At 55.5% G+C, this 13,937-nt stretch carries 11 protein-coding genes; 8 read left to right on the top strand and 3 right to left on the bottom strand.

Going from position 1 to position 13,937, the window contains the following annotated elements:
• Window positions 1–33: 33 nt before the first annotated feature.
• From asnB (HX807_RS20825) to HX807_RS20860, 8 genes are all read left to right on the top strand, one after another.
• Entirely contained in the window at window positions 34–1,923 is a 1,890-nt protein-coding gene (gene asnB, locus HX807_RS20825) for an asparagine synthase (glutamine-hydrolyzing) (RefSeq protein ID WP_102605093.1), read from the top strand.
• A complete protein-coding gene (locus HX807_RS20830) occupies window positions 1,920–3,062 on the top strand; it encodes a glycosyltransferase (RefSeq protein ID WP_102605092.1) in 1,143 nt (380 codons plus the stop codon). Before asnB (HX807_RS20825) ends, HX807_RS20830 begins: the two co-directional genes overlap by 4 nt.
• Complete coding sequence (gene asnB / locus HX807_RS20835) at window positions 3,062–5,020, top strand: asparagine synthase (glutamine-hydrolyzing) (RefSeq protein WP_003218773.1); 1,959 nt, start codon at window positions 3,062–3,064, stop codon at window positions 5,018–5,020. The genes HX807_RS20830 and asnB (HX807_RS20835) overlap by 1 nt, the downstream gene beginning before the upstream one ends.
• Window positions 5,017–6,147 carry a glycosyltransferase family 4 protein gene (locus HX807_RS20840; RefSeq protein WP_102605091.1) on the top strand — a complete coding sequence of 377 codons (1,131 nt, stop codon included), beginning with the start codon at window positions 5,017–5,019 and terminating at the stop codon, window positions 6,145–6,147. Before asnB (HX807_RS20835) ends, HX807_RS20840 begins: the two co-directional genes overlap by 4 nt.
• The gene (locus tag HX807_RS20845) at window positions 6,144–7,112 is read left to right on the top strand and encodes an SDR family oxidoreductase (protein ID WP_102605090.1); all 969 of its coding nucleotides are present in this window, start codon (window positions 6,144–6,146) and stop codon (window positions 7,110–7,112) included. The genes HX807_RS20840 and HX807_RS20845 overlap by 4 nt, the downstream gene beginning before the upstream one ends.
• A 39-nt stretch (window positions 7,113–7,151) precedes the next feature.
• On the top strand, window positions 7,152–8,174 hold the full coding sequence (locus HX807_RS20850) for a glycosyltransferase family 4 protein (RefSeq protein ID WP_134325981.1): 1,023 nt from the start codon (window positions 7,152–7,154) through the stop codon (window positions 8,172–8,174).
• 102 nt (window positions 8,175–8,276) lie between these two features.
• The gene (locus HX807_RS20855) at window positions 8,277–10,271 is read left to right on the top strand and encodes a nucleoside-diphosphate sugar epimerase/dehydratase (protein WP_003218766.1); all 1,995 of its coding nucleotides are present in this window, start codon (window positions 8,277–8,279) and stop codon (window positions 10,269–10,271) included.
• A gap of 110 nt (window positions 10,272–10,381) precedes the next feature.
• Window positions 10,382–10,714 (top strand): helix-hairpin-helix domain-containing protein, encoded by a 333-nt coding sequence (locus HX807_RS20860; protein ID WP_003218764.1) that lies wholly within the window; start codon window positions 10,382–10,384, stop codon window positions 10,712–10,714.
• Window positions 10,715–10,758: 44 nt separating this feature from the next.
• Here the strand turns inward: HX807_RS20860 and HX807_RS20865 are convergent, their stop codons facing one another.
• The 3 genes from HX807_RS20865 to HX807_RS20880 all read right to left on the bottom strand — a co-directional run bounded on the left by HX807_RS20865 (window position 10,759) and on the right by HX807_RS20880 (window position 13,920).
• Complete coding sequence (locus HX807_RS20865; protein ID WP_134325982.1) at window positions 10,759–11,322, bottom strand: TetR/AcrR family transcriptional regulator; 564 nt, start codon at window positions 11,320–11,322, stop codon at window positions 10,759–10,761.
• A gap of 353 nt (window positions 11,323–11,675) precedes the next feature.
• The gene (locus HX807_RS20875; RefSeq protein WP_003218760.1) at window positions 11,676–13,358 is read right to left on the bottom strand and encodes a hypothetical protein; all 1,683 of its coding nucleotides are present in this window, start codon (window positions 13,356–13,358) and stop codon (window positions 11,676–11,678) included.
• A 394-nt stretch (window positions 13,359–13,752) separates the two neighbouring features.
• Entirely contained in the window at window positions 13,753–13,920 is a 168-nt protein-coding gene (locus HX807_RS20880; protein ID WP_008437727.1) for a DUF2897 family protein, read from the bottom strand.
• Window positions 13,921–13,937: the final 17 nt, after the last annotated feature.

Consider the following 13,937-nt stretch of genomic DNA (forward strand, 5'->3'; position numbering starts at 1 on the left):
GCCCGACCAGTAAATTAATTGCGAGCTTTCCTGATGTGTGGTTTTTCCGGATATTTTACGAACAAGAAGTTTTCTACCGATGAGTCTTCGCTGCTTGAGGCAATGGGCCGCTCAATCATCAACCGTGGCCCGGACGGCGGCGGTTATTGGTTTGATTCAGCCGCTGGTATAGGCCTGTCCCACAGGAGGCTGGCGATTGTCGACCTGACTGCTGCCGGCCACCAGCCAATGCATTCATCAAGTGGGCGCTTCGTAATTGCGTTCAATGGCGAGATCTACAACCATGGCGAACTGCGTGCTCTTCTTGAGGAGAGTGGGCTTTCGCCTACCTGGAACGGGCACTCAGACACAGAAACGCTGCTTGAGTGCTTTGAGCACTGGGGAATCGAAAAGACCCTGCAGGCAACGGTTGGGATGTTCGCCATCGCGCTGTGGGATACGCGGCAAAATGAACTGGTATTGGCTCGGGATCGTCTTGGGGAGAAGCCGCTTTATTGGGGGTGGCAGAATGACGTGCTGTTGTTCGGTTCTGAACTCAAGGCGCTCAAGATCCATCCCGCGTTTTGCGCTGATATCGACCGTGACGCCTTGGCCCTTTATCTGCGCCACAACTACATTCCCGCGCCCTACAGCATCTATCAAGGGATAGAGAAGCTGAAGCCGGGGCATTATGTAAGGATCGCGATAGACCAGCGCCGATCGGATGTAAAAGCGCTTCCTTTTTGGTCTTTCAATCGGGCGGTTGAGGCGGGGCTTGCGTCTCCGCTGCAATCTGATGCCAACGCCGTAGTTGATACGCTTGAAGCACAGCTTAGCGAAAGCATCGGCATGCAAATGCTCGCGGACGTGCCCCTGGGCGCGTTTCTAAGTGGTGGCGTGGACAGCAGTCTTGTGGTTGGCCTGATGCAGAAACAAAGCCCGCGACCGGTCAAGACGTTCACCATTGGCTTCAGTGAGGCAGGGTTCAATGAGGCTGAACATGCTCTGGCCGTATCCCGCCATTTAGGTACTGAACATACTGAGATCTATGTTCAATCCAAAGACGCGTTGGACGTTATCCCGGATCTACCGAACATCTACTGCGAACCCTTTGCCGATAGTTCACAGATCCCGACTTTCCTGGTCAGTCGCCTTGCGCGACAACAAGTCACCGTCACGTTAAGCGGTGATGCGGGAGATGAGCTGTTTGGCGGCTATAACCCTTACCAATTTGCCCCACGTATCTGGGGGAAGATCAGCCAGGTGCCGTTACCCCTGCGACGTTTTGCATCCGCAACGCTCAGGGCATTGCCGATAAAAGGCAAGGTCGAGAAGTTGGTGGATATTCTTGATACTCCGAGTCGGGAGGACTTTTATCGGCAACTTGTCAGTCACTGGAAAACACCTTCCAGTGTCGTTATCGGCGCGAAAGAGCCGATTACGGTGCTTGACACCGCTTCAGCGTGGCCCGCTACGCAGCGGTATGAAGAGTGGATGATGGCGATGGATGCACAGACCTATATGGCTGACGACATCCTGGTAAAGGTCGACCGTGCGGCGATGGCCAGCAGCCTGGAAACTCGCGTGCCAATGCTCGATCACCGGGTTGTTGAATTGGCCTGGCGCATACCGTTGGATATGAAGATTCGAGGTGGTGTTGGCAAGTGGGTATTGAGGGAAGTGCTTTATCGTCATGTTCCTCGCGAGTTAATCGAGCGACCGAAAAAGGGCTTTTCCATACCTATCGCGACGTGGTTGCGCGGGCCCCTGCGCGATTGGTCGGAAAGCTTGCTGGATGAAGGCCGGTTGCGCCGGGAGGGTTTCTTCCATCCTGCACCGATCCGCCGTGCCTGGGAACAACACCTCAGTGGTCGGGCTGATCATTCAAGCAAGTTATGGGGTGTCCTGATGTTCCAGGCGTGGTTGGAGGAGCAAGGCCGTTGAAAGTTACCCATATTATTGTCGGTCTGCATATCGGCGGCGCGGAGTTGATGCTGCTTCGGCTCTGTGAGTCATTCAACTCAAGCGGCGATGATGAACACAGTGTTATCTCATTGACGGATTTGGGTGAAGTGGGCGCTCGGCTGCGTGCCTGCGGGGTGACTGTTGACACGTTGGGTATGCGGGGGGCCTGGGATGTCATGCCAACGTTTGCAAAGTTGGTTCGCCATCTTCGGCTGAACAAGCCTGATATCGTTCAGACCTGGATGTATCACTCTGACTTGTTGGGTGGCTTGGCAGCGCGTTGGGTGGGGATCAGGGGCGTGATCTGGGGGGTCAGGACCACTGACGTCAGCCGAGGTGGCGCAAAGGCCACAATTATTGTTCGCAAACTGTGTGCCTGGCTGTCGGCGACTGTCCCCAGCGTTATCGTGTGCGCTGCCCAGGCGTCACGAAAGACGCATGTGGCTGCGGGTTATTCCCCGAGCAGAATGGCTGTCATTCCCAACGGGTTTGATCTTGAGCGTCTGGTTGCATCGCCGCAAGAGCGTGAGGCCATAAGGTCGGCGCAAGGAATAAGCGCAGATGACTTCGTTGTAGGAAGCTTGGGGCGTTTTAACGAAGTCAAGGATCACGCCAGTTTTGTCGAGGCTGCCGGGCTCGTCGCTCCCAGGTTCCCGCACGTCAAGTTCCTGATGGTGGGACGTGATGTCGATGAGGCGAATAGCGTATTGATGGCGCAGATTGCATCAACCGGATTCGCTGATCGATTTGTGTTGCTGGGTGAACGAAAAGATGTGCCCGCCTGCTTTAAGGCGATGGACATGTTTTGCCTGCATTCATTTACCGAAGGTTTTCCTAATGTGCTGGGCGAGGCGATGAGCCTGGCGTTGCCTTGTGTGACGACCGATGCAGGAGACGCGGCATTCCTGCTGGGTGAAAATGGGTTTGTCGTACCCGTACAGGATCCACTCGCGTTGGCTGAAGCGCTGGCGAAGATGATTGCAGCGTCTCCTGCCGAGCGATCAATGATGGGGCAGGGTGCCTATACACGTATCGTCGAAAATTTCACGATGAAATGTACCGAGCATAAATTCAAAGAAATCTATGACCGGCTTTACTTAAATCAGGACGTTCATTGATGTGTGGTTTCAGCGGAATTTTCCAGGCCCGTAATAGTGATCTGGCATCGATCATTACCCGGATGAACGATGCCCTCGTGCACCGTGGCCCCGATGATCGTGGTGTATGGGTTGACGAAAATGCAGGCCTCGCGCTCGGGCATCGACGGTTGGCAATTGTCGATCTGTCGGAGGCCGGTCATCAGCCGATGCATTCCAGTTGTGGGCGATTTTTAATCGTCTTCAACGGTGAGATCTATAACCATACCGAACTCAGGCAGAAGCTGGACAATGAAGGATTGTCGCCACCCGCATGGCGAGGCCATTCTGATACCGAAGTCCTGCTCGCAGGTCTTGCAGGCTGGGGTGTCGAAAAGACCTTGCAGGCATCGGTTGGTATGTTTGCCTTCGCGCTGTGGGACAGGCAAGAGCAGGTATTGACGCTTGCACGCGATCGGATGGGCGAGAAGCCTTTGTATTACGGTTGGCAGGAAGACACGCTGCTGCTGGGGTCTGAGCTCAAGGCTATCAAGGCTTTCCCGCAGTTCACTGGCGAAGTGGATCGCAACGCGTTGACGCTATTGCTTCGGCACAACTGCATTCCTGCGCCTTACAGCATTTATAAAGGCATCGCCAAGCTCGAGCCCGGCCACTACGTAACGCTTGCGCTGAAGAATCTGCCCGCTGCAAAGGCCGCAGTCCCACAGGCTTACTGGCGTCTCAACGACGCAGTAGCAAAAGGCATTGCCGACCCCTTCAAGGGCACTCCCGCCCAAGCGACGGATTTGCTGGAGACGCAACTGAGCTCAAGCATTGGTCAGCAAATGCTCGCAGATGTGCCTTTGGGTGCATTCCTGAGCGGCGGCGTGGATAGCAGCACTATCGTGGCCTTGATGCAGGCCCAGAGCGCCCAGCCAATCCGCACATTCACCATCGGCTTCGACGAAGGCGGCTATGACGAGGCTGTTCATGCCAAGGCGGTTTCCAAGCATCTTGGCACGCAACACACCGAGTTGTACGTGCGCCCGGACGATGCCCTGGCTGTTATCCCGCGTCTACCGTCGATGTATTGTGAGCCGTTCAGCGACAGCTCGCAGATTCCCACATTCCTTGTCAGCCAATTGGCCAGCCAACAGCTCAAGGTTGTGTTGAGTGGTGACGGCGGCGACGAGCTCTTCGGCGGTTATAACCGCTACCTCAGCGCCAAGAAAGTCTGGTCAAAAATGCAGCAACTGCCGCCGTTTGCCCGACAGGCGAGCGCCGGGCTTTTACGCTCACTTTCACCGTCCACCTGGGACAGCCTGTTCCGTCTCTCCAAACCTTTGCTGCCCAAGCGGCTTCATCTCAGCACGCCTGGGGAAAAGGCTCATAAATTGGCTAGCGTCCTGGCGCTTGCGGATGGGCATGAGTTCTACCTGCAGCTCAACAGTCATTGGACTGACCCTGCCAGTGTCGTGATCGGTGGCAAGGAACCCGAAACCATTTTCACTGACCCTTCGCGCTGGCCCCAGACCGATAGTTTCGAACACTGGATGATGGCGATGGACGCCCAGACCTATATGTCAGATGACATCATGGTGAAACTGGATCGCGCTGCGATGGCCGCAAGCATTGAGGGTCGGGTCCCTATGCTTGACCACAGGATTGTCGAACTGGCCTGGCGCATGCCTCTGGACCTGAAGATTCGTAACGGCCAGGGCAAATGGCTGTTGCGAGAAGTGCTTTATCGTCATGTTCCCAAGGAGTTGATCGAAAGGCCCAAGCAAGGTTTTGGTATCCCGCTTGGGGCGTGGCTACGCGGTCCTTTACGGGAGTGGGCAGAGTCTTTGTTGGATGAAGCGCGCTTGCGCCAGGAGGGATACTTCCACCCTGAACGCATCAGGCACATGTGGCAGGAACATCTTGAGGGCCGCGGAAACTGGCAGCCTCACTTGTGGACCATCCTCATGTTCCAGGCATGGTTGGAAGAGCAGGCATGAGTAAAGTACTTTTGTTTATCGTCAACGACCCGGGTTTTTTTCTTTCGCACCGGCTGGCAGTTGCCAAGGGCGCGCAGGCAGAGGGCTATAGGGTTCATGTGGCGTGCATGCCTGGTCCGGCTGTTGCGGCTATTGCCGCTGAAGGTTTCGAGTTTCACCCGTTGCCGCTTTCACGTAGCGGCCGTAACCCCTTGGCCGAACTGGGACTGATGTTCGCGATCTGGCGGCTGCTCTGGCAATTGAAGCCGGACGTCTTGCACCTGGTGACCATCAAGCCGGTTTTGTATGGTGGCGTTGCCGCTCGGCTGGCACCGGTCAAAGGTGTGGTTACCGCTATTTCCGGACTGGGCTTTGTATTTCTCTCCAAGGGACTCAAGGCCACTATCACGAGAAAGGTTGTCAGCACCTTTTATCGGTTGGCATTGGGCAAGCGTAATCTGCGCTCGATTTTTCAGAACCCCGATGATCGTGACCTGCTCTTGAGCATGGGTGGACTTACCCAATCCAAGGTCGTGATGATTCGTGGTTCAGGCGTCGACCTGTCTCGTTACACCGCGTTGCCAGAACCGGAAGGGACCCCAGTGGTGTGCCTGGCGGCTCGACTGCTGCTGGACAAGGGCGTTGTCGAGTTCGTTGAGGCGGCAAAAATATTGACCGCGCGCGGTGTTAACGCGCGCTTTCAGTTAATTGGTGACATTGATCCCGGTAACCCGGCGACAGTTACCACCTCACAGTTGCAGCAGTGGCGAGAGGAAGGGGTGATTGAGCTGCTCGGTTACCGCGACGACATCGCAAATGTGTTCGCTGCGGCGAATATTGTGACCCTTCCTTCCTATCGTGAAGGCTTGCCCAAGGTACTGGTCGAAGCCGCAGCGTGCGGCCGCGCAGTGGTCACCACCGATGTGCCAGGTTGCCGGGATGCGATTGATGCCGATGTAACAGGGTTTCTGGTACCTGTTCGTGATGCACAGGCCCTGGCGAATCAATTGCAGGTGTTGATTGAGGCTCCTGCCTTGCGTGCCCGGATGGGGGCGGCTGGCCGTGAACTGGCTTTACGCGCATTTGCGATCGAGAAGATCGTGCAGCAGCATTTGGATGTGTACAGAGAGTTGGAGCGCGCGCTTTGAATCAGCACAAAACTATCTTCGTCACTGGAGCCAGTGGCTTTGTGGGGGGAGCACTGGTCAACCGGTTGGCGTCTGCAGGGGACTGTCGGGTGTTGGCGCTGGTACGTCGCGAGGGTGTGACACTGCCTGCGTCTGCTTTACCTGTGCGGGTCGGTGCCGATTATCTTGCGGGTGAGTCGCTTGTTCTTGAAGGGGTTGATGTTCTGGTTCACTGCGCCGCGCGCGTTCATGTGATGTCAGACGCCTCCAGTGATCCGTTAACCGAGTATCGCAAGGTCAACGTCGAAGGCACGTTGAAGCTGGCGGAGCAGGCAGCTCAGGCGGGCGTCAGGCGTTTCATCTTTATCAGCTCGATCAAGGTCAACGGTGAGGGAACCCAAATGGGCGCCCCTTACACGGCAGATGACGTGCCGGCGCCGTGCGACCCCTATGGTGTTTCCAAAATGGAGGCCGAGCAGCAACTCTTGTCGCTGGCGCAAAGAAGCGGGATGGAAGTTGTTATTATTCGTCCCGTCCTGGTGTACGGCCCTGGGGTCAAGGCAAACTTTCGCAGCATGATGAATTGGCTCAACAAAGGAGCTGTACTGCCGTTGGGCGCTATTCGTAACCAGCGCAGCCTGGTCGCGCTGGACAACCTCGTTGACTTGATTGTGACGTGCCTGGATCACCCGGCGGCGGCCAATCAGACGTTTCTGGCCAGCGATGGTGATGACATGTCGACCACTGATTTGTTGAGACGCATGGGGATTGCCTTGGGTAAACCGGCCCGGTTGATCCCCGTACCGGCAGCCCTACTGCAATTGGGCGCGACCGTGCTAGGCCGCAAGGCTATTGGCCAGCGCCTGTGTGGTTCGTTGCAGGTTGATATTGGCAAGACTCGCCAATTGCTGGGCTGGAATCCTCCATTGACGGTGGCCAGCGCATTACGCAAGACGGCTGAAAGTTTTCAGGGAAGCTTGAAGTAAATAGTGGTGCCCTATGAGGGACCTTAATTGGAGCTGTAGATGAATCGTTTACTGTGGCTGGCGCCTGCTGTTGCAGCCCTTGCTCTTCTTCTGACCTGGTGCCTGCGCCGTTATGCGCTGGCCCGAAGTCTGATTGATGTTCCCAATGCGCGCAGTTCTCATACTGTTCCGACGCCTCGTGGAGGCGGAGTGGCGATAGTCTTGAGCTTCTTGATTGCGTTGCCAGTATTGTTTATCGGTGATGAGATAACACGCTCGGTTACATGGGCGTTGCTGGGGGCTGGTGCGGCTGTGGCGGTGCTTGGGTTTCTCGACGACCATGGCCATATCGCCGCGCGCTGGCGTTTGCTGGGGCACTTCAGTGCCGCGGCCTGGGCTCTTTTCTGGTTGGGCGGCTTGCCCGCAATAACGCTGCCCTGGGTGGTCCTCGACCTGAGCTGGGCGGGGCACATCCTTGCCGCGTTTTATCTGGTGTGGATGCTCAATCTGTACAACTTCATGGATGGTATCGATGGCTTGGCCAGCGTCGAAGCGCTCTGTGCATGCCTTGGCGCCTGTCTGATTTATTGGTTGGTTGGTTATCAGGCGCTTATCTGGGCACCACTGTTATTAAGCATGGCGGTGCTGGGGTTTCTCTATTGGAACTTTCCACCGGCACGAATCTTCATGGGGGATGCCGGTAGCGGTTTTCTCGGTATCGTCCTGGGCGTGCTATCCCTGCAGGCCGCCTGGCAGAACGCCGACTTGCTGTGGGTATGGTTGATCCTGCTCGGTGTCTTTATCGTCGATGCGACGTTTACTCTGGTCCGCCGCCTGATGAGGGGCGACAAGGTTTACGAAGCCCATCGCAGTCATGGCTATCAGTTTGCATCGCGTAAAGTTGGAGGCCACTTGCCAGTAACGCTTGGGGTGCTTGCGATCAACGTGATCTGGCTGCTGCCGATCGCACTTTGCGTTGCATTACTGGGTCTAAACGGCGTGCTGGGCGTTGTAATAGCGTACATCCCGCTGGTGATGCTGGCAGTCAAGTACAAGGCGGGTGAGCTGGAAAGGGCCGCGTGATTGTGTTTTTAGAGTCATTTCAGCGGTGATTGACTGGCCTAAAGTGTTTAAATTCGCAGAGCAGCAGCCGTATCAGGAGCAACAGAGGTGTTTAAAGGGTTTATGAGCATAATTCGATCATATTTGTTGGGTCTCCCTCGCCGACAGAAGCGCATCCTGCAGGTTATTGCGGACATTCTTCTTGTTTGGCTCGCCCTGTGGATGGCGTTTGTCGTTCGATTGGGGGTGGACGATATGATCAACCCTGCGTCTGCGCATCGCTGGCTGTTTCTGAGTGCTCCGGTCGTCGCTATTCCGCTGTTCATCCGTTTTGGCATGTACCGTGCTGTCATGCGCTATTTTGGCAATGACGCGCTTATCGCGATTATCAAGGCCGTCAGCCTTTCATCGTTGATTCTGGGCGTGGTGGTCTATTGGTACAGCGATCATCAAAACGTGGTACCTCGTTCCATCATTTTCAACTATTGGTGGTTAAGCCTCATCATGGTTGGCGGCCTACGCCTTGCCATGCGTCAATATTTCCTTGGCGACTGGTTTGCCGCCGCCCAGCACGTACCGTTCACCAATCGCGAAGATGGCTTGCCGCGCGTCGCCATCTACGGCGCGGGCGCTGCAGGCAATCAGTTGGTCGCTGCCCTGCGTATGGGCCGGGTCATGCGGCCTGTAGCCTTCATTGATGATGATGACAGTATTTCTGACCGGGTAATTTCCGGACTTCAGGTGTACAAGCCACGGCACATTCAGCGCATGATCGATGCCACCGGAGCCCAGGAAATCCTGCTGGCGATACCGTCTTCCAACCGTGCCCGGCGTCGTGAAATCCTGGGCTACCTTGAAGGGTTTCCTCTGCATGTGCGCAGTGTTCCAGGATTTATGGACCTGGCCAGTGGCCGGGTCAAGGTCGACGATATTCAGGAAGTGGATATCGCGGACTTGCTGGGACGTGACGCGGTGCCTGCCCAGGGCGAACTGCTGGAGCATTGCATCAAGGGGCGCAGCGTTCTGGTAACGGGGGCCGGTGGTTCCATTGGTTCAGAGCTGTGTCGTCAGATCCTTGCTTTGCGACCGACCATACTGCTGTTGTTTGAACACAGCGAATTCAACCTCTACAGCATTTTGTCGGAGCTTGAACAACGGATTACCCGAGAGTCGCTGCCAGTAAGGCTGCTGCCCATCCTCGGCTCAGTGCGCAATCAGAGCAAATTGCTGGGTGTCATGAAAACCTGGGGCGTCGACACGGTTTATCACGCCGCCGCTTATAAGCATGTGCCCATGGTTGAGCACAATATTGCGGAAGGCGTGCTGAATAACGTTATTGGTACGCTTAACACGGCCCAAGCGGCATTGCAGTCGGGGGTAGCCAACTTCGTGTTGATCTCTACCGATAAGGCTGTACGGCCCACCAATGTGATGGGAAGCACCAAGCGTCTCGCCGAGTTGACCCTCCAGGCGCTCAGTCGTGAGTTGGCACCTGTGCTGTTCGGTGACAAATCGAATATCTCGCGGGTCAATAAAACCCGCTTCACGATGGTTCGCTTTGGCAATGTATTAGGCTCCTCCGGCTCGGTGATTCCGCTTTTTCACAAGCAGATCAAATCCGGTGGACCTCTCACGGTTACCCACCCGAAAATCACCCGGTACTTCATGACGATTCCCGAGGCCGCCCAATTGGTGATTCAGGCGGGCTCCATGGGCCTTGGCGGTGACGTGTTCGTGCTGGACATGGGTGAGCCGGTGAAGATTGTCGAGTTGGCCGAGAAGATGATTCACCTGTCTGGTCTGAGTGTCAGGTCGGATAAAAATCCTCATGGCGATATTGCAATCGAATTCTCTGGCCTGCGCCCGGGTGAGAAGCTTTACGAAGAGTTGCTGATTGGTGACAACGTAGTCGCCACGCAGCACCCGATGATCATGAGTGCCAATGAAGATTACCTGTCTTGGGATGTGTTGAAGGACAAGCTGGCAGAGTTGCTGGCAGCAGTAGAACAGGACGATTACACGCGTGTTCGCCAGCTTTTGCGCGAAACCGTCAGTGGCTACACGCCTGATGGCGAGATCGTCGACTGGATCTACCAACAGCGTCGTCTCGAGCCCTGACTCATACCCTGTAACTCACCTGTTTTTGACACCCTCCAAACATCACCTAAGTTTGAAAAGCAGCTTCGGAAAAGCTGCTTTTCTCTTACAGATGTCATGGAGCGTCACCTATGAATAAAACATGTTTCTCGTCCCTCATTTTCGCCTTCCTCTCCAGCATTTCACTGGCTACCACCGCAGCGCCGTCTACCAAGCCTGAAACGCCCACGCCGATAGCTGTGCAAATGACCAAGGCCGAGCAATCCAGCAAGGTCAGCCTCAACTCCGCCGACGCTGAAACCTTGCGCCGCGATCTGTTCGGAATCGGAGCAGCCAAAGCCAAGGCGATCATTGCCTATCGAGAAAGCAACGGGCCATTTACCGCAGTCGATGAGTTGTTGGAGGTGAAAGGGATCGGTAAAGCGCTGTTGGAGAAAAACCGCGATCGGCTGGAGCTCAATTAAGGAATAACGAAGTAAGCCAGGAGGCCGGTCATTGACCGGCCTCTTCAATTTTGTGCGATCTGTTTTTTCAGATTGCCACGTACTACCTCCAGGATCTGCGCTGCCAGCTCGGCGCTCTCCACGCTGCGCGCCAGCACCAGTGCTCCCACCAGAGTCGACATCATCAGCAGGCCTTGCTCATTGGCATCCGGCCGCCCCAGTGCGGATTGCACCTGCTTCAACCGTGCGCCAAGTACTGCATCAGTGGTCGGGCTTTGCTGACCCCGCAGTCCTAGCTCAGGGCACATGGTTGTCAACGGGCACCCTTCATGCGGTGAGGTCTGGTGCCACTGCGAAAGATAGTTGTCGATGAACGCTTCAAGGGGGCGTTCCTGGCTGAACAGCTGTTCGCAGTGTTCATCCAGTTGAGCGGCCGCAGCTTGCAGGGCCTTTTCCACCAGCTCATCTTTGGATTTGAAATGCGCATAGAATCCGCCATGCGTCAGACTCAAGGCTTTCATCAGCGGTTGCAGGCCGGTAGCCCCGATACCATCGCGGCGAAAACGTACGGAAGCCTCCTTGATGATGCGCTGATGGGTTTGAGCTTTGTGATTTGCCGAGTAGCGCATAGAACAGCCTCCGAAACATTGCGCCATATTAGCCAAGCTCATGCAGGCAAAGGGGCATCTCGTTACAAAATTGCTGACTGGCTGATCGAATGTCTTGGAGTCGTGCGCCGATATCGTCGGCAGTTATCTGCACCCTGGCATGTCGTTGATCGAAAAGTTCGACGCGCTGATTCGTACCGTGCATGCCTGGAAGGTCCAGGCTGGCCTGTTCGGTGTGGGATTTAGTGATCGCCACAGGCGTTGCTCGAATGCTGGAGCCAGCTTGAGCGTGCTGTCTATAGGGGAAAATACTGCTGCATATCGCCAAGGCGGGTTGGAAATAAAAAAGCCCTTCAGTGAAGGGCTTTCCTTGATCAGATCACGCTGAAAACTGCGCCACTCGCCAGTTTGTAGAGGTCTCCCGCCACCAAACCTGCGGCTTTTGCAGCCGTATTATCGTTGAATGTACGCAATGTCATGTTGACTTGGCCAGGCATCGCTACCGGCGTAGCGAACTCGACACGAGCGCCTGATTCGTTACCCAACAGTTGCAGCTTTTTCTGAGACGGCAGCCATTGGATGAAGAAGGAACCGGAACGATTACCGGATGCCGAGTGGAATGCCACTACAGAGCCCGTCGTATCGGCACTGATAAGCGCCATGATTGCAGTGCTGGCCTCTACCACTGCGGTGCAGTCGGACAAGCTCGAATAGTCGGTCCGCAACTTGCGCCCGCGTGCCCAGACCTTGACTTGACTGATGGTATTGGTCGGCTCGACACCGAACGTCGCATTGGTCGCGCGGAACGAACCGCCCAGTACGGTATTCCCGACAGCGACGTTACCGCCTACCGAGGAAGTTTCCGAGTCAAAAAGCTTGTTCAGTTGAGCACTGTTGTCGTTGCAGTCCACCAGAACGTTGTTACTGATCACGACACCTTCGAGCGGCGGAAACAGTCCCCAGAACAGTGCCTTGAAGCTCGTGGCAATGTTATCGCTGAAAATGATCCACTTATCCGGCATTGCTTCGCCGGAGGAAGGGCCAAAGCCCCCCAGCACGCTCTCATTGCCGTTCCTGAATTCGTTACCGGTGACAATCAGGCGCCCGGCGCCCCATGAAAACGTTACTGCACCCTCGGAGTGACCATTTGCCTGGTTACCCGCCAGGCACACGCTCTCAACATAGTTGTTGATGAACCAGGAGGCACTTCCAACTGCGTCTGTATCGTCGTGGCGGCTTGTATGAAAGGCCGAGCCCGAGAGGTTGCGAAACTCGCAACTTTCTACCCGCAGGCCATGACCGACGATGCATTCGCCTGTGGTGTTGGCAAACCGTACGCCACGGATCCCCGAAGAGCGGCCGTTGATATAGATCTCCATGGCGAAGCGCCAGGAGTTGTTGAGTTGATTGGCGCTGTTGCCATCGACGGAGCCGTTGATGATCTGCACGTTGTAGTTGATGCCCGGGCGCAGCTTGCCGCCTTCTTCGGTAGACGGACGGCCGAGGAAGCATTGGAAGCTTTTACCAACCCACGATCCAGCAGGGATGGTTTGGGTCGTGTTACCGAAGGGACCAAAGCCGGCAGCCAGGGTCACTGTATTCGTATTCGGGTCGATTGCAGTGATACGCATGGGGCTTCGGCTGGTGTCTTGATCCCCTGAGCCGACAAACGCTGTCACGGTATCGTTGACGTACCAACTGTCGGGCACGGCATCCAGCACGATTGTATTGCTGCTTACGCTGGTGTCTGTGGCTAGTCTGGCGGTGGTGACCGATGCATCTGCGCGCATGAGAGTCGCGCCGTTCAGATCGATAACCAGATTGTTGATGTAGTCAATTTCAGCCGTGCGGTCGTAAATATAGGTACGGCCGGTTTCGAAATACAAACGCGAACCCTGGCCGTCCGGCACGTTGGCGCTGATCCATGCGAGTGCAGCGCGGATAGTGCTCGAATCAGTACCGGTGTCATCGTCCTGGCGGAAGTCCTCCACAGCAACGTCGAAGCCTGAGTCGCTCGAATAGATGAGATTGGTTGCGGTTGCAGCTAGGTCGTTCATGTCAGTCATCGTGTCCCTCGATAGAAAAAAAACCGCGGAGTGCGGATTGTTTTGGGCAGCTATCCCCAAGCATTTGGTATGCCAATGGATTTCTGCATGCTCCATGCAGGTCATTCGCCGCAGAAAGTGCTTGGTTTCAAGCAAGAGGAAACGATAACAATGCACTGTATGAATAACCAGTACTTTTTTGAGAAATTAAACTCTTTGTTGATTGTTTTGCTTCGCGCGCGGTTTTTCCAGACGTGATTGCCAGTCATGAAACGGGGTTTTCCAGTGCGCGCGGAGGTGCCGCGACGCCGTCTATTCAGCTTGAAAAGACGGGCGGCGTGAAGGGAGGGGGAAAGCGAAACAGAGGGTTTTTAAGCAGGCTGAGCGAATATTTACACGAAAGTGATCAGCGATCCTGCGCATCCTTGGCGTCCGCCTGGGCATTGCGTTCTGCCACGCGCTTACGTTGTTCATCAGTCAATTCAACCTTGTTGGCGCTGTCTCGCAGCATCAACAAACCACCGACGATCGAACCGATCGCGACCACTAAAATCAACCAGGCATACCACGGCATAGGGCTCTCCTTGAGGC

Source organism: Pseudomonas sp. D8002 (assembly GCF_013385695.1).
Taxonomy (GTDB): domain Bacteria; phylum Pseudomonadota; class Gammaproteobacteria; order Pseudomonadales; family Pseudomonadaceae; genus Aquipseudomonas.